Source organism: Celeribacter sp. SCSIO 80838 (assembly GCF_056498065.1).
Genome location: NZ_JAZKMA010000001.1, coordinates 1155243 through 1174339 on the forward strand (window position 1 = coordinate 1155243; position 19097 = coordinate 1174339).

A 19097-nucleotide genomic window follows, 5' to 3' on the forward strand; every position below is an offset into this window, starting at 1 on the left:
CAGTTGCGCGGCATCGGCGCAGGGATTACATGCATCTCATGACACTGAAACCGATCCTCATTCATCCCGACCCGCGCCTCAAAAAGCACTGCGATCCTGTCACCGAGTTCGACAAGGATCTCGCGCGTTTTGCCGACGATATGCTCGAGACCATGTACGATGCGCCGGGTATCGGTCTGGCCGCGCCGCAGGTCGGGCTGCTCAAGCGCCTCTTGGTGATGGACTGCGCCAAGGACACGAAATCCGGGCCGGAACCGATGGTTCTGGTGAATCCCGAGGTGACGTGGAAAAGCGACGAGCGGAACGTCTATGAGGAGGGCTGTCTGTCGATTCCCGGCCAATATGCCGATGTGGAGCGCCCGAAAATGGTCCGTGTCAGCTGGCAGGATGTCGAAGGCAAGTCGCACGAACAGGAGTTCGACGAATTGTGGGCCACCTGCGTTCAGCATGAGATCGACCATTTGGACGGGGTTCTGTTCATCGACTATCTCAAGCCGCTCAAGCGTCAGATGATCACCCGCAAGATGCAGAAGCTCAAACGCGAGAAGGCCCGTCTCTGATGGCTTTGCGCGAGATTCTGCTTTGGCCGGATGCGCGGCTGAGCACGTCCTGCGCGCCGGTGGATGACATCACGGACGACATTCGCACGCTCGTTTCCGACATGTTCGACACGATGTATAACGCCCCCGGTCGGGGCCTCGCAGGGCCGCAGGTTGGCGCAATGCTGCGGCTTTTCGTGATGGATGCGACTTGGAAGGAAGGGGAGAAATCCCCTCTCGTCGCAATTAATCCCGAGATCACGGCCCTGTCCGAGGACACTTGCGAGATGGACGAAGGCTGTCTTTCGATCCCCGGCATCACCGCGACCGTCACCCGCCCTGCGCGCATCACGCTCTCATGGACCGATCTCGACGGTCTGCGCCACACGCGCGAGATGAACGGGGTCGAGGCGCGCATCATTCAGCACGAATACGACCATCTCGACGGGTTGGTGCATTTCGACCGGCTCGATGCGAAAACCCGCGCCCGTCTTGAGGAGATTTACGCATGACCATTCGTCCCTTCTTGCCCTATCCCGACAAGCGGCTGAAAACCAAGGTGCCGCCGGTCGAGGCGATCACCGACGAGATCCGCGCCATCTGGGCCGATATGGTCGAGACCATGGACGCCATGCCGGGCTATGGCCTCGCCGGGCCGCAGATCGGCGTGATGCAACAATTGGCCGTGGTCGATTGTTCGGAGGAGCGTGGCAAGGCGATCAAACTTGCCAATCCCGAAGTGCTGCACGCCTCCGTGCAGCCGCGCGAACACGAGGAAGCCTCGCCGAACCTGCCCGGCATGTCCGCCGTGATCTCCCGCCCGCGCGCTGTCACCGTGCGGTTTCTCAACGAGGCGGGCGAGGTGGAAGAGCGCGATTTCGTCGGCCTCTGGGCGACTTCGGTGCAGCACCAGATCGACCACCTGAACGGCAAGATGTATTTCGACAACTTGAAGCCGGTGAAACGTCAGATGTTCCTGAAAAAGGCCAAGAAAGCCGGAGCGATGAAATGAGAGTGATCTTCATGGGCAGCCCCGAGTTTTCGGTTCCGGTGCTCGACGCGCTGGTCGAGGCGGGCCATGAGATCGCCTGCGTCTATTGCCAGCCGCCGCGTCCGGCGGGTCGGGGCAAGAAAGATCGCCCGACGCCCGTTCAGGCCCGTGCCGAAGAGCTGGGCCTGCCGGTGCGCCATCCGGTGAATTTCAAAGACCCGGCCGATGTCGCCGACTTCGCGGGGCTGAACGCCGAGATCGCCGTGGTTGTGGCCTATGGCCTCCTGCTGCCGCAAAGCATTCTCAATGCGCCGAAGCGTGGCTGTCTCAACATCCATGCCTCTCTCCTGCCGCGTTGGCGCGGGGCCGCACCGATCCATCGCGCGATCCTTGAGGGCGACGGCAAAACCGGCGTCTGCATCATGCAGATGGAGGCGGGGCTCGACACTGGCCCCGTTCTCTTGCGGCAGGAAACAGAGATCACGTCGGAGGACACCACCGCGCTCTTGCACGACCGTCTGTCCGAGATGGGCGCGGATGCGATCACAGTGGCGTTGGACGCCTTGGGACAGCTTACGCCAGAACCTCAGTCCGACGAGGGTGTGACCTACGCCAAGAAAATCGACAAATCCGAGGCGCATATCGACTGGACCCGCCCTGCCGCCGAGATCGACCGGCAAATCCGCGGCCTCTCGCCCTTTCCGGGCGCATGGGCCACGCTGAACGGGGAACGGATCAAATTCCATATGTCGCGCGTCACTGAGGGCGCGGGTATGCCCGGCGAGGTGATTGGCAGCTTCACCATCGCCTGCGGCGACGACGCGGTCGAAATTCTCACCGCGCAGCGCGAGGGCAAACGTGCTATGCCGGTGGCGGAGATTTTGAAAGGGCTGGATCTGCCGGAGGGCAGCCGGTTCGAGTGAGGGCAACGCCATGTTTCCAGTGATGATCGGCACTATCGTGATCGCGGGCATCGTCGGCTACGCCAGCGAGCGGACCGGCTTCACTCGCAATGGCATCCTGCCCTCAATCATCATCTGCGTTGGTGGCGCGTTTCTCGCCTATTTCATCCGGTTGATGTTCGGCATTGGGTTTGGGTCTCCGGGGCTGAATGCCATCGCCTCCTCGATCGGCGCGCTGCTCATCGTGCCGACCCATTGGCGGAGGCGCTGATCCGATGCCGGTTCTCTTCCTGATCATCGTCGGCGCGGCGGCGGGCTTTGTCGCCACCCGCATCATGGATCTGAAAACCGATCTGATCACCACCGTGGTCATCGGAATGCTGGGCGCCTTGATTGGTGGGCTGGTGCTCCGGTTTCTCCTGATGTTGTCGGGGGTGGCGGCGGGATTCGTCGGCGCGATCTTAGGCGCGATGGCTTTGATCTGGGCGTGGAAAGCCTTGAGGGCCCGCAAATGATCTGGCTTCTCTCCGTTCCCGGCATGATCGCGCGGATTCTCTTCGGCCTCGGGCTTTGGCTCATGTTCCGCCCCGGCGGTTGGTTCGTTGCCTGTTGCCTTGCGGTGGCGGCGACATGGTACATCAAGGCCTGAGGGCTCAGTTCCTCGGCGGGCGCGATTTATAGACCGGCAAAGACCAGCCCCAGATCATGCTGCCTGCGCGCAGCGTGAATGTCAGAATGCCACAGAGAATAAATTCCATAACGCGCGGAAGCTCCATATAAGACGCAAAAAGCAGCGCCAGCGCCCCGGCCAGCGCGGCGGAGGCGTAAAGCTCGCCTTGCTTGAGCACCAAGGGCACTTCGTTACAGACCACATCCCGCATCAACCCGCCAAAACAGCCGGTCGCCACCCCCATGAGCGCCACGATCACCGGCGGTTGCCCGAGCTTGAGCGCCACCCCGGCCCCCGCGGCGACCGCCACCGAAAGCGCCACGGCATCGGCCCACATCAGTGCCTTTTGACGGCTCTCGAACAGATGCGCGGTGAAAAACACCACGGCGGCTACGAGACAGGCGATGACGATATAGGTCGGGTCGGCGATCCAGAACACGGCGTCGCGGTTCAAAAGCACATCGCGCAACGTGCCGCCACCCACGGCGGTGAGGCAGGCGACAAAGGCAAAGCCGACCAGATCGAGCTGGGCGCGGGAGGCGGCGAGCGCGCCGGAGATCGCGAAGACGATCACGGAGGCATAATCGAGCGCCGCCAGAGGTGTCATGTCGCCGCTTTCTTGAACGGCGCCATGCCCGCGCGGGCCAACTCATCGGCGCGCTCGTTTTCCGGATGACCGGCGTGGCCCTTGACCCATTCCCATGTCACATCGTGGCGCTTTTGCGCCTCGTCGATGCGTTGCCAAAGATCGACATTCTTCACCGGTTTCTTTGCCGCGGTTTTCCAACCGTTGCGCTTCCAGCCGTGAATCCAACCCGTCACCCCGTTTTTCACATAGGCGCTGTCGGTGATCACCGTGATATGCGACGGACGTTCCAGCGTCTCGAGCGCAGTGATCGCCGCCAAAAGCTCCATGCGGTTGTTGGTGGTCTCCGCTTCGCCGCCCTTGAGCTCGCGCTCCTTCAGGACAGTGTCGCCGTCTTTCGCGACAAGCAAAGCGCCCCAGCCACCCGGGCCGGGATTTCCGGAGCAAGCCCCGTCGGTATATGCGTAAAATTCAGCCATGACAAAGCAGGGTGATATAGCGCCCGGCGGTGCCGTCAAGCCCCACGCCGTCAAACAGTCGCCGATCCGTGATCGTAAACCCTGCGGCGTTGAGCAGCCCTTCAAGCTCCGCCTCGCCGTAATAGGTGTAATAGCGTCCAAGCTTGTCCGGCCCGGCGCCCTCGCCCAGTTTCATGGCAATGTGAAACAGACCTTTGGGTTTCAGCGCGCGGTGAATGCGACTGAGCAGATCGGGCAGGGCATCACGTTTGGCATGAAGCAGGCTGAAATTGGCCCAGACGCCATCAAAACGGCCTGTCTCGGACAGCTCGTTGAACCGTGCCAGACGGGTCGTAACGCCCTTATGCTGCGCAGCAAGGCGCAGCATTTCTGCGGATGCGTCCCAGGCATCGACGTGAAATTCCTGGTTGGCGAACCAGCCGGAATATTGCCCGGGTCCGCAGCCGAAATCGAGGATGCGCGCGGCTTCGGGGAGTTTGTTTGCGAAGGCCTGCGCCTGCGGCAATTCAAAAAGCTGCGCGTTGCGTGCAGCATAGGCCCCGGCCTGCGCATCGTAGATCGCAATGGTCGGATCGCCCCCGCTCATGCAGGCTCCCGCAGCACACGCGGCACTTTGAATTCGACATTTTCCTGCGCCGTTTCCACCAGCTCGACGGTCACGTCATAGCGGGCGCGGAAGGCGTCGATCACCTCGTTGACCAGCACCTCGGGCGCGGAGGCCCCGGCGGTGATGCCGACCGAAGTGATGCCTTCGAGCGCGCGCCAGTCGATGTCAGGCGCCCGCTGCACGAGCTGGGAATAGGCGCAGCCATTGGCTTTGCCCACTTCGACCAGACGTTTGCTATTCGAACTATTCGGCGCACCGATGACCAAAAGAGCATCTATATTTGAGGCTATGGCTTTCACCGCCGCCTGCCGGTTGGTTGTGGCGTAGCAGATGTCTTCCTTGTGCGGCCCGACGATATTCGGGAAACGCGCGCGGAGCGCCGCAATCACATCGACCGTGTCATCGACCGACAATGTCGTCTGGGTGATGAAGGCCATGCGTTCCGGATCGCGTACCTCAAGCCCCGGCACATCGTCGGGCGTTTCGACCAGAAGAACCTCGCCCTCGGGCAGTTGTCCCATCGTCCCGATGGTCTCCGGGTGACCGGCGTGGCCGATCATGATCATCTGAAGCCCGTCGGCATGATGGCGCTCCGCCTCGATATGCACCTTGGACACCAGCGGGCAGGTGGCATCGACATAGACCATCTCGCGTTTGGCGGCCTCGGCAGGCACGGCTTTCGGCACGCCATGGGCGGAGAAAATCACCGGGCGGTCGTCGGGGCAATCGGTCAGCTCCTCGACGAAAATCGCGCCCTTGGCCTTGAGCCCGTCGACCACGAATTTGTTGTGAACGATCTCATGGCGGACAAAGACCGGCGGGCCCCATTTCTCGATCGCCATTTCCACGATCTTGATCGCCCGATCCACACCGGCGCAGAACCCGCGCGGCGCGGCAAGATAAAGCGTGAGAGGGGGGGGGGGGGTCGTATCGGTCATGGCGCGCTCCTGATCTTTTTCAGAGGTAGCTTTGAACGTGCCCGAGTGCAACGACGGGGAAAAGAAAAGCCCCCGGGGAGGGGGCTTTCTCGATCAGTTCTCGTAACCTTCGTCGTCGCGCGGTTCGCGCGGCGGGCGACCGATCACATCCTTGAGGTCGTTCAGCTCGATGAAATTGTCGGCCTGACGGCGCAGCTCATCGGCGATCATCGGCGGCTGGGTCTTGATCGTGGAGACCACGGAGACGCGCACGCCCTGGCGTTGCAGGCTTTCGACCAGCGGGCGGAAATCGCCGTCGCCGGAGAAGATCACGATGTGATCGACATGGGGCGCAAGCTCCATCGCATTCACCGCGAGCTCGATGTCCATGTTGCCCTTGATCTTGCGGCGACCCATCGAGTCGGTGAACTCCTTGGCGGGCTTCGTGACCATGGTGAACCCGTTGTAGTTCAGCCAGTCGACCAGCGGACGGATCGGCGAATAGTCGTCGTTTTCCAGAAGGGCGGTGTAGTAAAAAGCGCGCAGAAGTTTGCCGCGACGCATGAATTCCTGTCGGAGAAGTTTGTAATCGATATCGAATCCAAGCGATTTCGCTGCCGCATAAAGATTCGAACCATCGATGAACAAGGCAAGCCGTTCATCTTTGTAAAACATCTAAAGGTCCTTTTATCTTGTCTTTTTTGGACGACCGCTGGACGCGGTGCGTCAGTTGTTCTTGGCTTTCTGCACAGTGAAATAGTATGAAACCGGCCAAATCAACACTTGTCTAAATATATAGGGCGAACGGGTCAGGTGGGTAAACAAACCGACAACTGGGCAAAAAGGCGCGCATGGATTGCGTTTGGGGCGAATCTGCCGTCGACCGCCGGCGCGCCGATCGAGACATTGCGCGCGGCTGTGCGCGATTTGAAGGACGCAGATCTTGCGATCACGGCGGTGAGCTGCATGTACGAGACCCCCTGTTTCCCGAAAGGGGCTGGGCCGGATTACATCAATTTCGCCGCCGAGATCGAGACAAGCCTCGCCCCGGAGGCGCTTCTTGCCCGTCTCCATGAGGTCGAGCATTCCTTCGGCCGGGTGCGCAAGATCCGCTGGGCCGGGCGTCCGATCGATCTCGATCTGATGGCGGTGGAGGACGAGGTTCTGCCCGACATCGCTTCTGTAAACAGTTGGATCACACTGCCTTTGGCCGAGCAGAGCGTGCGCGCCCCGGACCAACTGATCCTGCCGCATCCGCGCATTCAGGACCGGGCTTTCATGCTGATTCCCTTCGCCGATCTCGCGCCCGACTGGCGGCACCCGATCCTCGGACAAACCGTGGCGGAGATGCTCGCGTCCCGTCCCGAGGCGGAGAAATCCGAGGTGAAACCCCTCGCAGGCCTCGAAATCCTGCCCGAATAGGGGTAGAATGAGTGGAAAGGGCGCTTGTCAAGGGCGGGGGGAGCGCCTAAATAGAGCCTTTGAATTGCACCCCCCGTCTGAACGATTGGAGATCCCATGGCCCGCGTGACCGTTGAAGATTGCGTCGACAAGGTTCCGAACCGCTTCGAGCTCGTGATGCTCGCCGCACACCGTGCCCGCGAAATCGCCGCAGGCTCCTCGCTGACCGTGGATCGCGACAACGACAAGAACCCGGTCGTCGCTCTGCGCGAGATCGCCGAGGAAACCCAATCCGCCGACGCGCTGCGCGAGCGGATGATCGAAAGCCATCAGACCCAGATCGAGGTCGATGAGCCGGAAGACGATCAGATGGCGCTTCTCATGGGCCAAGAGGCCGACAAGCCGGTCGAGGACGACATGTCCGAAGAGAAACTGCTGCGCGCGCTGATGGAAGCGCAGGGTCAAAACTAAGATGCGGGGCCCTATGGCCCCAATCCACGGAGTTCGCGGACCAAAATGATCGACGTCGAAGACCTGATCGCACTGGTCCGCAACTACAACCCCAAGACAAATGCCGATCTGATCCGCGAGGCCTATGCCTACGGGCGCGAGATGCATGAGGGGCAGTTCCGCCGCTCCGGGGAACCCTATTTCACCCACCCCGTCGCCGTCGCCGCCATCCTGACCGAGCAATCGCTCGACGATGCGACGATCATCACGGCACTTCTCCACGACACGATCGAAGACACCCGCGCCTCCTATCAGGAGGTCGCGCGCAAATTCGGCGAAGAGATCGCGGAGCTGGTCGATGGGGTGACGAAGCTTACCAACCTGCAACTCTCCTCGACAGAGACCAAACAGGCGGAAAACTTCCGCAAGCTGTTCATGGCGATGTCGAAGGACCTGCGGGTGATCCTCGTCAAACTCGCCGACCGTCTGCACAACATGCGGACGATCAAGTCGATGCGCCCGGAGAAACAGCTCCAGAAAGCGCGCGAGACCATGGACATCTATGCGCCTCTGGCGGGCCGCATGGGGATGCAGTGGATGCGCGAGGAGTTGGAGGATCTGTCTTTCCGTGTCATCAACCCGGAGGCGCGCAATTCGATCATCCGCCGTTTCATCACGCTGCAACGTGAGACCGGCGATGTGATCCACAAGATCACCAACGACATCCGCGCCGAGTTGGAGCGCGAGGACATCGACGCCGACGTGTTCGGGCGGGCCAAGAAACCCTATTCGATCTGGCGCAAGATGGAGGAGAAACAACAAAGCTTCTCCCGTCTCTCCGACATTTACGGCTTCCGCGTCATCACCCGCTCCGAGATGGATTGCTACCGCGTCCTCGGCGTGATCCACCAACGCTGGCGCGCCGTGCCGACCCGGTTCAAGGATTATATCTCGCAACCGAAATCCAACGGCTATCGCTCGATCCACACCACCGTGTCGGGGCGCGACGGCAAGCGGGTGGAGGTGCAGATCCGCACCCGGCAGATGCACGAGGTCGCGGAATCGGGCGTCGCCGCCCACTGGTCCTATCGCGACGGCGTGCGGGCGAAGAACCCCTTTGCCGTCGATCCGACGAAATGGCTGGCGAGCCTCACCGAGCGTTTCGAGAATGCCGAGGATCACTCCGAATTCCTCGAACACGTCAAGCTCGAGATGTATTCCGACAAGGTCTTCACCTTCACGCCCAAGGGCGAGGTGGTGTCCCTGCCGAAAGGCGCAACGCCGCTGGATTACGCCTATTCGATCCACACCCGGATCGGCGACAGTTGCGTGGGCGCCAAGGTGGACGGCATCCGTGTGCCGCTCTGGACCCGGCTGAAAAACGGTCAGTCGGTGGAAATTCTCACCGCCGAGGGCCAGCGTCCCCAAGGCACATGGCTCGACATCGTCGTGACCGGTCGCGCCAAGGCGGCGATCCGCAAGTCTCTGCGCGAGGAAGACCGCGAACGTTTCGTCAAGCTGGGCCGGGAACTGGCCCGCGTGGCCTTCGAACATGTCGGCAAGAAGGCGTCTGAAAAGGCGCTGGCGACCGCGGCGAAACAGATGTCTCTGGGCACTGCCGAAGAGCTGCTGGCCCGTCTGGGCTCTGCCGAGCTGGCCGCCTCCGACGTGGTGCGCACGGTCTATCCGGAGCTGGTGCGCGAAAGCTCGGCCATCGATTCGAAACGTGCGGTTCTGGGTCTCTCCGAGGGCGAAAGCTACAATCGCGCGCAATGTTGCCAACCGGTCCCCGGCGAGCGTATCGTCGGCATCACCTATCGCGGCAAGGGCGTGGTGATCCATGCCATCGATTGCCCCTGTCTCGAGGAGCTCGAGGCCGAGACCAACCGCTGGATCGACCTGCAATGGCATTCCGGGCCACATGCGCCGGAGTATACCGTTACGCTCGATATCACGATCTCGAACGACACCGGGGTGCTCGGGCGGATCTGCACGCTGATCGGTGAGCAGAAGGCGAATATCTCGGATTTGCGCTTCGAGGATCGCAAGCCCGATTTCTATCGGCTGATCGTCGATGTGGACCTGCGGGACGTCGAGCATCTTCATGCGGTGATGCTGGCGCTCGAGGCGGAAAGTGACGTGGCACGGGTGCGCCGGTACAGGAATTTGGACAGACGGCCCTGAGCGGCCCACGGGAGAGACGTTGGTTTTCAAACGCCGGGATAAGCTGACGCCGATGCAATGGCTGGCGCAAGCCCTCTGGCCGAAACGCGGCTGGGGGCGGGCCGTGCAATATCTGAAACACCGGCTGCACCGTCTTCCCGACACGCCGCACAAGATCGCCCGGGGCGTTTTCGCCGGCGTCTTCACCGTTTTCACCCCGTTCTTCGGTCTGCATTTCATCATCGCGGCGCTTCTGGCCAAGCTGATGCGCGGCAATGTCATCGCCGCTTTGCTCGCGACCTTTGTCGGCAACCCGCTGACCTATGTGCCGATCGGGGTGATCTCGCTCAAGATGGGGCATTTCCTCCTGGGCACCCGGTTCGATCCGAATCACGAGCGCAGTTTCATCGGCAAATTCTTTGATGCCGCCGACGATTTCTGGCGCAATTTCCTCGCGCTTTTCACCGACCGGGACACGAACTGGGACGCGCTGATCCGCTTCCTGCACGAGATCTTCTTTCCCTATCTGGTCGGAGGCATCATTCCCGGACTCATTGCGGGGCTTGCGGCCTATTATATCACCCTGCCGATGATCACCGCCTATCAGGCGCGCCGTCGCGGCAAGCTCAAGGCCAAGCTCGAAGAGCTGCGCCGCAAGAAACAGGCCAAGAAAGCCGCGCACAAGCCTTGATCGGCGCCATTAGAAATTGTCGGTTTTCTTTCCCGGCCCGCGCGCTATGGTCCGCTCAAACGCAAACCGTTTGGGAATAGGATCATGAGTGAGAAACTCCGTCTTGGCATGAACATCGACCACGTCGCCACCGTGCGCAATGCGCGTGGTTCGGCCTACCCGGACCCGGTGCGCGCCGCGAAACTGGCCGAAGAGGCGGGGGCCGACGGGATCACCGCGCATTTGCGCGAAGACCGTCGCCACATCACCGACGCGGACATCGAGGCGCTGGTGACGAACCTTTCCGTGCCGTTGAATCTGGAGATGGCCGCGACCGACGAGATGCAGAAAATTGCGCTGCGGCACAAACCGCACGCCATTTGTCTTGTCCCCGAAAAGCGCGAAGAACGCACCACCGAAGGCGGGCTTGAAGTGGCGCGTGAGGAAAACCGTTTGGCGCATTTCATCGCACCTCTGCGCGATGCGGGCTCCCGTGTGTCGATCTTTATTGCCGCCGACAGACCCCAGATCGAGGCGGCGCATCGCATCGGTGCTGCGGTGGTCGAGCTGCATACCGGGGCCTATTGCGATCTCCATGCGGAGGGCAAATTTTCCGAGCGCGACGACGAGTTGAAACGCCTCACCGACATGGCCGCTTTCGCCCATTCCTTGGGGCTCGAGGTCCATGCCGGTCACGGTCTGACCTATGACACCGTGCAACCCATCGCCGCCCTGCCGGAGATCGCCGAGCTGAACATCGGCCATTTCCTGATCGGTGAAGCGATTTTCCGCGGTATCATCCCGGCGATTCAGGAAATGCGTCGCCTGATGGACGAGGTGCGCGCAAGCCGGTAAGCTCACAGGATGAAAAACGCCCTGCTTGCTGTCTCGATCTGCCTCTCGCCTCTGCCTGCTCTCGCGGCCGAGATCGCGCCTTGCGACTGGCGCGCCTCAAGCGCGGCTCTTGTCGAGCCTTGGGAGGACAACAGCCGCAGTTTCGCCAATGGCGCGATCCGCGTGGCCTTGCTCGACACGGTCGAACCGGCAGCCGCCGCGTTTCATCTCCTGATCCTGACCCCGCCCTATACGGCGCTGGGCGAACGTCAGTGCCATGTGATCTCTGCGGCGGAGGACATGGGCTATCTCTCGCTCGATTTCGCCGCGCTGAATGCGCGTTACGATCCCGCGACCGGTCTGACACTGGACCTGCCGGGGGAACGCTATGAGGGGGAGGAGGCCCTGCCCGTCACCCTCACCCTGCGGATCGACCAGAGCGCCCCCGACCTTGTCGTTTCCGAAGGGGCCCGCGTCGAATGATCCTCGGCATCGGCTCCGATCTCGCCAATATCGACCGCATCTCCGCAACGCTCGACCGTTTCGGCGAGCGCTTCAAGAACCGTGTCTTCACCGAGGTCGAACAGGCCAAGGCCGAACGCCGCCGCGATGTGGCGGGCACCTACGCCAAACGCTGGGCCGCCAAGGAAGCCTGTTCCAAGGCGCTTGGCACGGGTCTTGCCATGGGGATTTCGTGGAAGGACATGGCGGTCAAGAACCTCCGCTCCGGGCAACCGGTGATGGAAGTCACGGGCTGGGCCAAAGAGCGCCTTGATGAGATGACGCCGCCGGGCCATGAGGCGATCATCCATGTTACGCTGACCGACGATCATCCCTGGGCGCAGGCTTTCGTGGTGATCGAGGCCCGTCCGATCTCGGTTTGACCCCGAAAACCCCGCCTTCACGGGCGTTTGGCTTGACTCCCTCTCGCGCGCCTTTCATATCCCGCATGACGTAAAACCGTTTCTCCCAAAGGACGAGAAGATGAGCAGCACCAAGGACAGTCTGGTCGAAACCATCAAAACCGTGGTCTACGCGCTGTTGATCGCGGGTATTTTCCGGACGTTGTTCTTCCAGCCCTTCTACATCCCGTCCTCCTCGATGAAAGACACGCTGCTGATCGGCGATTTCCTCTTCGTCAACAAGATGAGCTACGGCTATTCGAAATGGTCCTGCCCGAAGCTGGTGAATTTCCTCTGCCCGATTTCCGGTCGCATCCTCGACGGCGAACCCGAGCGTGGTGACATCGTCGTCTTCGAACATCCGACCCAGCACCGCACCTTCGTCAAACGCCTGATCGGCATGCCCGGCGATCAGGTCCAGATCCGCGATGGCGTGATCTTCCTCAATGGCGAAGAAGTGCCGCAGACGCCGGACGGGGCCTTTATCGAAACCTTCGAAAAGCAAGGCGCTGCGGGCCATTATCCGGCCTGTTCCAACACGCCCGGCGAAGGCGGCGATTGCGTGAAGGAAAAATACATCGAAACCCTGCCGGGCGGCCGTCAGCATTCGATCCTCAACATTCGCAACATCTCGCTCGACAACACGCCGGTCTACACCGTGCCCGAAGGCAATTACTTCTTCATGGGCGACAACCGCGACAACTCCGCCGACAGCCGTCTGGCACAATCGGCTGGCGGTGTCGGTTTCGTTCCCGAAGAATACCTTCTGGGCAAAGTGAGCCGGGTGATGTTCTCTTCCGCCGGCTCCCGCCTTGTCTATTTCTGGGACTGGCGCAAAGACCGCTTCTTCAAGGCTCTCCAGTGAAGATTTCCGCCGATATAAGTGCGTTCCAGACGCGGCTCGGGCATGAGTTCTCTCAGCCCGAATTGCTGCTGCGCGCGCTCACCCATAGTTCGATCTCCTCTCCGACCCGTCCCGACAACCAGCGTCTCGAATTCCTCGGCGACCGGGTGTTGGGCCTGACCATGGCGGAGGCCCTGTTCGAGAAAGACAAATCCGCCTCCGAAGGTCAGCTCGCGCCCCGGTTCAACGCGCTGGTGCGCAAGGAAACCTGCGCCGATGTGGCCCGCCAGATCGACCTTGGTGCGGTGCTGAAACTCGGGCGTTCCGAGATGATGTCCGGTGGCCGCCGCAAAGAGGCGTTGCTGGCCGACGCGATGGAGGCGGTGATCGCCGCCGTTTACCGCGATGCCGGTTTCGAGGTGGCGAAGGCGCTGGTGCGCAGGCTTTGGGGCAAACGCATCGACCGGGTCGAGGACGACGCCCGCGATCCGAAAACCGCGCTTCAGGAATGGGCACAGGCCCGCGGTCAGAAACCGCCGAGCTATGTCGAGGTGTCGCGCAAAGGCCCGGATCACGCGCCGGTCTTTACCATTGCCGTCACGCTGGAAAGCGGCGAGTCTGAGCGTTCAGAGGCCCCGTCCAAACGTCAGGCCGAACAAGCCGCCGCCAAGGCGCTTTTGCAAAAACTGGAGGCCTCGAATGGCTGAGACCACACGCGCGGGCTTTGTCGCCCTGATCGGCGAGCCGAATGCCGGGAAATCGACGCTTCTGAACCGTATGGTGGGCGCGAAAGTCTCCATCGTGACGCATAAGGTGCAAACCACCCGCGCCCGCATTCGCGGTGTCGCGATGGAAGGCGACAGCCAGATCGTTTTCGTCGACACGCCCGGTATTTTCAAACCCAAACGCCGCCTCGACCGCGCCATGGTCTCCGCCGCTTGGGGCGGGGCTGCGGATGCCGACATCGTCGTGCTTTTGATCGAGGCGCATAAGGGTATCACCGAGGGCGTTGAGGCCATTTTGGCCGCTTTGGACGAGCATTCGAACCCGAAGCAGAAAATCGCTTTGGCGATCAACAAGATCGACATGGTCGACGTGGAGAAGCTCCTCGCGCTGGCCAAAGGCATGAACGAACGCCGCAGCTTCGTGGAGACCTTCATGATTTCCGCGGAGAAGGGCAAAGGCGTCGACGATCTGCGCAAATGGCTCGCCCGTGAGCTGCCGGAAAGCCCGTGGCTTTACCCCGAGGACCAGATCGCCGATCTGCCGATGCGCATGATCGCGGCCGAGATCACCCGCGAGAAACTGACCCTCAACCTGCATCAGGAATTGCCCTATCAGCTCACCGTCGAGACCGAGCAATGGGAAGAGCGCAAGGATGGCTCCGCCCGTGTCGATCAGGTGATCTACGTTTCTCGTGACGGGCACAAAGGGATCATTCTCGGCAAGGGCGGCGAGACGATCAAACGCATTTCGCGCAGCGCGCGTGAGGAGCTTTCGGAGTTTCTGGGCCGCAAGGTTCACCTGTTTTTGCAGGTGAAAGTGCGCCCGAACTGGCTTGAAGAGGCGGAGCGCTACGGCGAAATGGGGCTCGATTTCAAAGACGGAAACTGAGCCCCGCAGGAGCCGTTTAATCCCCCTTTTGCGCTTTCTTGAATTTCGCCAGAGCAACCATGTTTGCGATGAAATTCACCAGCAAAAGCGCGAAGCCGACGAAGGTGAGCATCATCGCCGGACCCGGCGGCAGGCCCATGAGCGTCGGCGCCACGACCAAGGCGGCGCCGAGGAGCATGAGGACGATGAGGATCGGGTTCGGTTTGTATTTCGGTTCAGCCATGAATAGGTCCTTGAAACGGGTTTCGAGTGCGGTTCGATGGTTCCACGAAAAACGGCTCCGCCTGCGAAATCAACGTATTTACCTTAGGTAAGGACAGAAAGTGCGACTGACGGCTGAAATTTGGGTCTCTGCCTATCTGACGCGCTTGCGGCTTGCGGATATTCCGGCCTTCGTTGTGAAAAAGGGCGACGCCACGGCGGGGGCCGTGATGGTCAAGCTCAACACGCTCGACGGGCAGGCCAAGGTCTTTCAGCGGGAATTCAACCTGATGGAAGATCGCCGCGAATGGGTGTTGCTGACCGAGGGCGAAGAACGCGCTGTGGATGCGTCGCTTGCCAAGCAACGGTCTTTCGATCCCGATCTCTGGATCATCGAGGTGGAGGACCGTTTGGGCCGCACGCTTCTGGATGAGCCGGGCCTCAGTGATTGACCCCGCGCCTTTCGCAGGTCAGGGTTTTATGAGTATTTTTGCCAACGAAAAGCCGGAAGACGCATGATCGAGTGGCGCGATGAAGGGGTGGTTTTGGCCGTCCGCAAACATGGCGAGACCTCGGTGATTGTCGAGGTCTTCACCCCCGATCACGGGCGTCATGCGGGCGTGGTGCGGGGCGGCATTTCGCGCAAGATGACGCCGCATCTGCAACCGGGCGGGCAGGTCGCCGTGACGTGGAAAGCCCGGATCGAGGATCATCTCGGGATCTTTACCTTCGAACCGGTGAAAAGCCGCGCGCATGTGCTGGGCGATCCTCTGGCGCTTGCGGGCATGTCGGCGACGGCGGCGATGCTGTCTTTTCTCCTGCCCGAACGTGAGCCCCATGGCTATCTCTATGTCGACAGTCTCGCGTTGTTCGACCGGATCGGCACCGATCCGATGTGGCCCCTGGCCTATCTTCATTGGGAGGTGTCTTTGCTGGAGGAGCTGGGCTTCGGTCTCGATCTCTCGTCCTGTGCGGTCACCGGTTCGCCCGACGATCTGATTTACGTTTCGCCCAAGACGGGTCGTGCCGTTTCGCGGCAGGGCGCGGGTGACTGGGCGGATCGGCTTTTGCCCCTGCCTCAGTGCCTTCTCGGCCAGTCCTCTTTGGATTTCACAGAGATTGGGCAGGGGTTGCTGACCACCGGTCATTTCCTTGCCAAGATCGCCGCCGAGCTGTCCGACAAGGCCCTGCCTGCCGCGCGTAACCGGTTCCTTGATCGGCTCGCAAAAAAGGCGGCGCAGGAGGCACCGCCTTTCTAAGTGTCTTTCTGTCAGGTTCAGCCCAGCAAACGCCGCGCAATCACTTGCGCCTGAATCTCACCCGCGCCTTCGAAGATGTTCAAAATCCGCGCATCGCAGAGGATGCGGGAAATCTGATACTCCAGTGCAAACCCGTTGCCGCCATGGATTTGCAGCGCATTGTCCGCAGCCGCCCAAGCGACCCGCGCGCCCAAAAGCTTCGCCATCCCGGCCTCAAGGTCGCACCGGTGCCCGTGATCTTTCTCCCAAGCCGAATAATAGGTGAGCTGACGCGCCACCATGATCTCGACCGCCATCATCGCGAGCTTGCCCGACACGCGCGGGAACTCGATCAGCGATTTGCCGAACTGCTTGCGATCCTCGGCATATTGCATGCCCACCTCAAGCGCGTTCTGCGCCACACCGATGGCCCGCGCGGCGGTCTGGATACGGGCGCTCTCGAAGGTCTCCATGAGCTGTTTGAAGCCCTTGCCCTCTTCGCCGCCCAGAAGGTTTTCGGCCTTCACCTTGAACCCGTCAAAGCCCAGCTCGTATTCTTTCATCCCGCGATAGCCCAAGACCTCGATCTCACCGCCGGTCATGCCGGGGGTGGGGAAGGGGTTCTCGTCATCGCCGGGCGTTTTTTCGGCGAGGAACATCGACAGGCCTTTGTAATCCGAGGTGTTCGGATCGGTGCGGGCCAGAAGCGTCATCACATGGGTGCGCGCGGCGTGGGTGATCCAGGTTTTGTTGCCGGTGATCGTATAGGTCTCACCCTCTTTCACCGCACGGGTGCGCAGGGAGCCGAGGTCCGATCCGGTGTTCGGTTCGGTGAACACGGCGGTCGGCAGGATCTCGGCGGAGGAGAGCTTCGGCAGCCATTGCTGTTTCTGCTCTTCCGTGCCGCCGCCAAGGATCAGCTCCGCCGCGATCTCGGACCGCGTGCCCAGAGAACCGACGCCGATATAGCCGCGCGACAGCTCCTCAGACACCACGACCATCGCCGCTTTCGGGAAACCGAATCCGCCGTATTCCTCCGGGATCGTGAGGCCAAAAACGCCCAGCTCCGCCAGTTCCTCGATGATCTCCATCGGGATGAACTCGTCCTTGAGGTGCCATTCATGGGCAAAAGGCACGACCTTCTCATCGGCAAACCGGCGGAACTGATCGCGGATCATTTCCAGATCGTCGTCGAGCCCCGAAGCGCCAAAGGTCGCGTGGCCCGCATTGTCCCGCATCAGCTCGACAAGACGGCTGCGCGCGGCGATGGAATTGCCGCCGAGCATCAGCTTGACGACCTCGTTATGGCTCGGCTGAACGATGCCAAGGCCAAGATCGGCGGGGCGGCAAATCTCGCCCTGATTCATCGGGATGCCGCCGTAAATCTGGCTCAAATATTCCCCGAAAGCGATCTGATGGATCAGTTGCTCCATCTCGCCGAACTTGCCCTCCTCAGACAGGCGCTCGGCCCATTTCTGCATCTGTCGCAGGCTCTCGACATAGGTCGCAAGCCAGGCAAGCCCGTGCGCCGCCGTCTGATTGGCCTCAAGCTTGCGCCCGGAAATCCGGTCGCCGTCGAGAAACTCCGTGCGCAAAGCGGCGCGCGCACGGTCCAGAAGCGCCTCAGCCGGGCCGACGGAGGCCGCGGTCAGGGTCGGAAGGTTGGGCAAAATCGGGTTCGACATGGTCAACTCCTGTTGATCAAGGGCCATGGGAATCTCTCCTCCTCGGGGTCTTGTGTCTGTCTAATCACTTCGCAGTCGCAGCGCAATAATATTTTCTCTTAAGGTTTTATTTTGACGGAATATGTCGCAATGGAATTCAGGGCCTCGCTGGACCAATAAAACCGTATCGCTGGCTGCATCGACATGCCGCCTTGGCCCTGTACAGCGACCGTCCTCCGGCCCTATCAGGGGCCATGATCGACAGCCTTCTCACCCTCCTCACCTTCCCGCAGGTTCTCGCGGCCCTCGTCATCGCGCTCTTGGCGGGGTTCGTCAAAGGGGCGACGGGCTTTGCCATGCCGATGATCATTCTCTCTGGGCTTGGCTCCTTTCTGTCGCCCGAACTGGCGCTGGCGGGGCTGATCTTCCCGACCGTCGTCTCCAATGTCTGGCAGGCGTTGCGCGGCGGTGTCGGGGAAGCGGTGGAGGCGGCGATCCGCTACAAGCTCTACATCGCCGCTCTGCTGGTGATGATCATGCTCTCGGCGCAGCTCGTCGTGATCCTGCCGCAATCCGTGGTCTTCCTGTCGCTTGGGGTGATCGTCGTCCTGTTGGCGAGCTACCTGTTGATCGGGCGGGCGCTGACCATTCCCGAGCATCATCGCAGTTTCTACGATTTGGGTCTGGGTGCGATTTCCGGTGTGATCGGTGGCATTGCCGGGGTCTGGGGGCCGCTGACCGTCGCCTATCTCACCGCCGTGGACACGCCGAAAAAGCTCCAGATCAAGATCACCGGGGTGATTTTTGGCGCGGGCGCGATCACGCTTCTTCTGGCGCATTTGCGCTCCGGCGTGCTGAACGCCCAGACCATTCCGCTTTCCGCCATGCTGCTGCTGCCTGCGGTTCTGGGAATGGCCGTGGGGCAATGGGTGCAGGATCGGCTGGATCAGAAGAAATTCAAACGCGCCACGCTGTTCGTCCTGTTGATCGCGGGGGCGAACCTGATCCGGCGCGGGCTGTTTTAAAGACGTGGCGGTTTAATTCCGTTTTGCTGCCTCAAGCCGTAACTTGATCTCGGCCACCTTAGGATTCAGCGACATGAGAAAGGCGGCAATCGCCTCCGGCTCGCCGTCTTCCAGCCAGATCTCCGGCATCTGGTCGATGCCCTTTACCGCCATCGTCACGTCCTTCAGGATCGCCCCCTGGATGTCCGGCCCGTTCTCTCCGAGCGCCTCTTCGCCATGACAGGCGGAGCAATAGTCGAGAAAGGCCTGCTGCCCCGTCGCGATCAGCGCGGGGTCCGTGAGGCCGGTCTCCTCGGCAAAGCCGGGCAGGGCGAAAAGACATAAGGCGAGCAGGTATTTCATGCCGCCTGTCTGCCAGATCGCGGTGACATCCTTGTGACGGACAAAAGAAAACGCCCCG

At 61.3% G+C, this 19097-nt stretch carries 28 protein-coding genes; 20 read left to right on the forward strand and 8 right to left on the reverse strand.

The annotated features are described in order from the left end of the window. The first annotated feature begins 38 nt into the window (after positions 1–38). From def (V1475_RS05625) to V1475_RS05655, 7 genes are read left to right on the forward strand one after another with little or no spacing between them, the layout of a single operon-like run. A complete protein-coding gene (def, locus tag V1475_RS05625; protein WP_479411967.1) occupies positions 39–560 on the forward strand; it encodes a peptide deformylase in 522 nt (173 codons plus the stop codon). After that, the gene (def, locus tag V1475_RS05630; RefSeq protein WP_479411968.1) at positions 560–1051 is read left to right on the forward strand and encodes a peptide deformylase; all 492 of its coding nucleotides are present in this window, start codon (positions 560–562) and stop codon (positions 1049–1051) included. The genes def (V1475_RS05625) and def (V1475_RS05630) overlap by 1 nt, the downstream gene beginning before the upstream one ends. After that, positions 1048–1551, forward strand: a complete 504-nt coding sequence (gene def, locus V1475_RS05635; protein WP_479411969.1) for a peptide deformylase — start codon at positions 1048–1050, stop codon at positions 1549–1551. The genes def (V1475_RS05630) and def (V1475_RS05635) overlap by 4 nt, the downstream gene beginning before the upstream one ends. Further along, positions 1548–2453, forward strand: coding sequence for a methionyl-tRNA formyltransferase (gene fmt / locus V1475_RS05640; RefSeq protein WP_479411970.1), 906 nt, complete (start codon positions 1548–1550; stop codon positions 2451–2453). The genes def (V1475_RS05635) and fmt overlap by 4 nt, the downstream gene beginning before the upstream one ends. A 10-nt stretch (positions 2454–2463) precedes the next feature. Next, complete coding sequence (locus tag V1475_RS05645; protein ID WP_066707945.1) at positions 2464–2703, forward strand: hypothetical protein; 240 nt, start codon at positions 2464–2466, stop codon at positions 2701–2703. A 4-nt stretch (positions 2704–2707) separates the two neighbouring features. Continuing rightward, positions 2708–2947, forward strand: coding sequence for a GlsB/YeaQ/YmgE family stress response membrane protein (locus V1475_RS05650; protein WP_479411971.1), 240 nt, complete (start codon positions 2708–2710; stop codon positions 2945–2947). Then, positions 2944–3081: a hypothetical protein gene (locus V1475_RS05655; RefSeq protein ID WP_479411972.1), complete on the forward strand. Its 138-nt coding sequence runs from the start codon at positions 2944–2946 to the stop codon at positions 3079–3081. The genes V1475_RS05650 and V1475_RS05655 overlap by 4 nt, the downstream gene beginning before the upstream one ends. 4 nt (positions 3082–3085) lie before the next feature. Here the strand turns inward: V1475_RS05655 and V1475_RS05660 are convergent, their stop codons facing one another. The 5 genes from V1475_RS05660 to V1475_RS05680 all read right to left on the reverse strand — a co-directional run bounded on the left by V1475_RS05660 (position 3086) and on the right by V1475_RS05680 (position 6366). Continuing rightward, positions 3086–3709 (reverse strand): trimeric intracellular cation channel family protein, encoded by a 624-nt coding sequence (locus V1475_RS05660; RefSeq protein WP_479411973.1) that lies wholly within the window; start codon positions 3707–3709, stop codon positions 3086–3088. Beyond that, on the reverse strand, positions 3706–4167 hold the full coding sequence (rnhA, locus tag V1475_RS05665; protein ID WP_479411974.1) for a ribonuclease HI: 462 nt from the start codon (positions 4165–4167) through the stop codon (positions 3706–3708). Before rnhA ends, V1475_RS05660 begins: the two co-directional genes overlap by 4 nt. Beyond that, positions 4160–4753 carry a class I SAM-dependent DNA methyltransferase gene (locus tag V1475_RS05670; protein ID WP_479411975.1) on the reverse strand — a complete coding sequence of 198 codons (594 nt, stop codon included), beginning with the start codon at positions 4751–4753 and terminating at the stop codon, positions 4160–4162. The genes rnhA and V1475_RS05670 overlap by 8 nt, the downstream gene beginning before the upstream one ends. Next, positions 4750–5712, reverse strand: a complete 963-nt coding sequence (gene ispH / locus V1475_RS05675) for a 4-hydroxy-3-methylbut-2-enyl diphosphate reductase (RefSeq protein ID WP_479411976.1) — start codon at positions 5710–5712, stop codon at positions 4750–4752. The genes V1475_RS05670 and ispH overlap by 4 nt, the downstream gene beginning before the upstream one ends. A gap of 93 nt (positions 5713–5805) precedes the next feature. Continuing rightward, positions 5806–6366: a LabA-like NYN domain-containing protein gene (locus V1475_RS05680; protein ID WP_434289373.1), complete on the reverse strand. Its 561-nt coding sequence runs from the start codon at positions 6364–6366 to the stop codon at positions 5806–5808. Positions 6367–6504: 138 nt separating this feature from the next. Here V1475_RS05680 and folK point away from each other — a divergent pair, with 138 nt between their 5' ends. From folK to era, 10 genes are all read left to right on the forward strand, one after another. After that, positions 6505–7113: a 2-amino-4-hydroxy-6-hydroxymethyldihydropteridine diphosphokinase gene (gene folK, locus V1475_RS05685; protein WP_479411977.1), complete on the forward strand. Its 609-nt coding sequence runs from the start codon at positions 6505–6507 to the stop codon at positions 7111–7113. Between the two features lie 96 nt (positions 7114–7209). Then, the gene (gene rpoZ / locus V1475_RS05690; RefSeq protein ID WP_066707970.1) at positions 7210–7563 is read left to right on the forward strand and encodes a DNA-directed RNA polymerase subunit omega; all 354 of its coding nucleotides are present in this window, start codon (positions 7210–7212) and stop codon (positions 7561–7563) included. A gap of 45 nt (positions 7564–7608) precedes the next feature. Then, on the forward strand, positions 7609–9726 hold the full coding sequence (locus tag V1475_RS05695; RefSeq protein ID WP_434289369.1) for a RelA/SpoT family protein: 2118 nt from the start codon (positions 7609–7611) through the stop codon (positions 9724–9726). Between the two features lie 19 nt (positions 9727–9745). Continuing rightward, a complete protein-coding gene (locus tag V1475_RS05700) occupies positions 9746–10396 on the forward strand; it encodes a DUF2062 domain-containing protein (RefSeq protein ID WP_434289368.1) in 651 nt (216 codons plus the stop codon). 84 nt (positions 10397–10480) lie between these two features. Beyond that, on the forward strand, positions 10481–11230 hold the full coding sequence (locus V1475_RS05705; RefSeq protein WP_479411978.1) for a pyridoxine 5'-phosphate synthase: 750 nt from the start codon (positions 10481–10483) through the stop codon (positions 11228–11230). 9 nt (positions 11231–11239) lie between these two features. Then, positions 11240–11692 carry a hypothetical protein gene (locus tag V1475_RS05710; RefSeq protein ID WP_479411979.1) on the forward strand — a complete coding sequence of 151 codons (453 nt, stop codon included), beginning with the start codon at positions 11240–11242 and terminating at the stop codon, positions 11690–11692. After that, positions 11689–12093, forward strand: a complete 405-nt coding sequence (acpS, locus tag V1475_RS05715; protein WP_479411980.1) for a holo-ACP synthase — start codon at positions 11689–11691, stop codon at positions 12091–12093. The genes V1475_RS05710 and acpS overlap by 4 nt, the downstream gene beginning before the upstream one ends. 100 nt (positions 12094–12193) lie before the next feature. Beyond that, on the forward strand, positions 12194–12976 hold the full coding sequence (lepB, locus tag V1475_RS05720; protein ID WP_479411981.1) for a signal peptidase I: 783 nt from the start codon (positions 12194–12196) through the stop codon (positions 12974–12976). Beyond that, complete coding sequence (gene rnc / locus V1475_RS05725; RefSeq protein ID WP_434289358.1) at positions 12973–13662, forward strand: ribonuclease III; 690 nt, start codon at positions 12973–12975, stop codon at positions 13660–13662. The genes lepB and rnc overlap by 4 nt, the downstream gene beginning before the upstream one ends. Then, a complete protein-coding gene (era, locus tag V1475_RS05730; RefSeq protein ID WP_434289356.1) occupies positions 13655–14569 on the forward strand; it encodes a GTPase Era in 915 nt (304 codons plus the stop codon). Before rnc ends, era begins: the two co-directional genes overlap by 8 nt. A gap of 16 nt (positions 14570–14585) precedes the next feature. Here the strand turns inward: era and V1475_RS05735 are convergent, their stop codons facing one another. Next, the gene (locus tag V1475_RS05735; RefSeq protein WP_479411982.1) at positions 14586–14792 is read right to left on the reverse strand and encodes a hypothetical protein; all 207 of its coding nucleotides are present in this window, start codon (positions 14790–14792) and stop codon (positions 14586–14588) included. A 100-nt stretch (positions 14793–14892) separates the two neighbouring features. Here V1475_RS05735 and V1475_RS05740 point away from each other — a divergent pair, with 100 nt between their 5' ends. Together V1475_RS05740 and recO are read left to right on the forward strand one after the other, a co-directional pair. Continuing rightward, positions 14893–15222: a DUF1491 family protein gene (locus tag V1475_RS05740; RefSeq protein ID WP_479411983.1), complete on the forward strand. Its 330-nt coding sequence runs from the start codon at positions 14893–14895 to the stop codon at positions 15220–15222. A gap of 63 nt (positions 15223–15285) precedes the next feature. Continuing rightward, the gene (gene recO, locus V1475_RS05745) at positions 15286–16029 is read left to right on the forward strand and encodes a DNA repair protein RecO (protein ID WP_479411984.1); all 744 of its coding nucleotides are present in this window, start codon (positions 15286–15288) and stop codon (positions 16027–16029) included. A 17-nt stretch (positions 16030–16046) separates the two neighbouring features. Here the strand turns inward: recO and V1475_RS05750 are convergent, their stop codons facing one another. After that, the gene (locus V1475_RS05750; protein WP_479411985.1) at positions 16047–17720 is read right to left on the reverse strand and encodes an acyl-CoA dehydrogenase family protein; all 1674 of its coding nucleotides are present in this window, start codon (positions 17718–17720) and stop codon (positions 16047–16049) included. A gap of 206 nt (positions 17721–17926) precedes the next feature. Between V1475_RS05750 and V1475_RS05755 the strand changes: the two genes are divergently transcribed. Beyond that, positions 17927–18697: a sulfite exporter TauE/SafE family protein gene (locus tag V1475_RS05755; protein ID WP_479411986.1), complete on the forward strand. Its 771-nt coding sequence runs from the start codon at positions 17927–17929 to the stop codon at positions 18695–18697. Between the two features lie 12 nt (positions 18698–18709). Here the strand turns inward: V1475_RS05755 and V1475_RS05760 are convergent, their stop codons facing one another. Further along, positions 18710–19039, reverse strand: a complete 330-nt coding sequence (locus V1475_RS05760) for a c-type cytochrome (protein ID WP_479411987.1) — start codon at positions 19037–19039, stop codon at positions 18710–18712. Between the last annotated feature and the right edge of the window lie 58 nt (positions 19040–19097).

Bases quoted from the DNA above. Each gene is read 5' to 3' on its own strand.
- def (WP_479411967.1), top strand. From the start codon at position 39: ATGACACTGAAACCGATCCTCATTCATCCCGACCCGCGCCTCAAAAAG.
- def (WP_479411968.1), top strand. From the start codon at position 560: ATGGCTTTGCGCGAGATTCTGCTTTGGCCGGATGCGCGGCTGAGCACG.
- def (WP_479411969.1), top strand. From the start codon at position 1,048: ATGACCATTCGTCCCTTCTTGCCCTATCCCGACAAGCGGCTGAAAACC.
- fmt (WP_479411970.1), top strand. From the start codon at position 1,548: ATGAGAGTGATCTTCATGGGCAGCCCCGAGTTTTCGGTTCCGGTGCTC.
- V1475_RS05645 (WP_066707945.1), top strand. From the start codon at position 2,464: ATGTTTCCAGTGATGATCGGCACTATCGTGATCGCGGGCATCGTCGGC.
- V1475_RS05650 (WP_479411971.1), top strand. From the start codon at position 2,708: ATGCCGGTTCTCTTCCTGATCATCGTCGGCGCGGCGGCGGGCTTTGTC.
- V1475_RS05655 (WP_479411972.1), top strand. From the start codon at position 2,944: ATGATCTGGCTTCTCTCCGTTCCCGGCATGATCGCGCGGATTCTCTTC.
- V1475_RS05660 (WP_479411973.1), bottom strand. From the start codon at position 3,709: ATGACACCTCTGGCGGCGCTCGATTATGCCTCCGTGATCGTCTTCGCG.
- rnhA (WP_479411974.1), bottom strand. From the start codon at position 4,167: ATGGCTGAATTTTACGCATATACCGACGGGGCTTGCTCCGGAAATCCC.
- V1475_RS05670 (WP_479411975.1), bottom strand. From the start codon at position 4,753: ATGAGCGGGGGCGATCCGACCATTGCGATCTACGATGCGCAGGCCGGG.
- ispH (WP_479411976.1), bottom strand. From the start codon at position 5,712: ATGACCGATACGACCCCCCCCCCCCCTCTCACGCTTTATCTTGCCGCG.
- V1475_RS05680 (WP_434289373.1), bottom strand. From the start codon at position 6,366: ATGTTTTACAAAGATGAACGGCTTGCCTTGTTCATCGATGGTTCGAAT.
- rpoZ (WP_066707970.1), top strand. From the start codon at position 7,210: ATGGCCCGCGTGACCGTTGAAGATTGCGTCGACAAGGTTCCGAACCGC.
- V1475_RS05695 (WP_434289369.1), top strand. From the start codon at position 7,609: ATGATCGACGTCGAAGACCTGATCGCACTGGTCCGCAACTACAACCCC.
- V1475_RS05705 (WP_479411978.1), top strand. From the start codon at position 10,481: ATGAGTGAGAAACTCCGTCTTGGCATGAACATCGACCACGTCGCCACC.
- V1475_RS05710 (WP_479411979.1), top strand. From the start codon at position 11,240: ATGAAAAACGCCCTGCTTGCTGTCTCGATCTGCCTCTCGCCTCTGCCT.
- acpS (WP_479411980.1), top strand. From the start codon at position 11,689: ATGATCCTCGGCATCGGCTCCGATCTCGCCAATATCGACCGCATCTCC.
- lepB (WP_479411981.1), top strand. From the start codon at position 12,194: ATGAGCAGCACCAAGGACAGTCTGGTCGAAACCATCAAAACCGTGGTC.
- era (WP_434289356.1), top strand. From the start codon at position 13,655: ATGGCTGAGACCACACGCGCGGGCTTTGTCGCCCTGATCGGCGAGCCG.
- V1475_RS05735 (WP_479411982.1), bottom strand. From the start codon at position 14,792: ATGGCTGAACCGAAATACAAACCGAACCCGATCCTCATCGTCCTCATG.
- recO (WP_479411984.1), top strand. From the start codon at position 15,286: ATGATCGAGTGGCGCGATGAAGGGGTGGTTTTGGCCGTCCGCAAACAT.
- V1475_RS05750 (WP_479411985.1), bottom strand. From the start codon at position 17,720: ATGGCCCTTGATCAACAGGAGTTGACCATGTCGAACCCGATTTTGCCC.
- V1475_RS05755 (WP_479411986.1), top strand. From the start codon at position 17,927: ATGATCGACAGCCTTCTCACCCTCCTCACCTTCCCGCAGGTTCTCGCG.
- V1475_RS05760 (WP_479411987.1), bottom strand. From the start codon at position 19,039: ATGAAATACCTGCTCGCCTTATGTCTTTTCGCCCTGCCCGGCTTTGCC.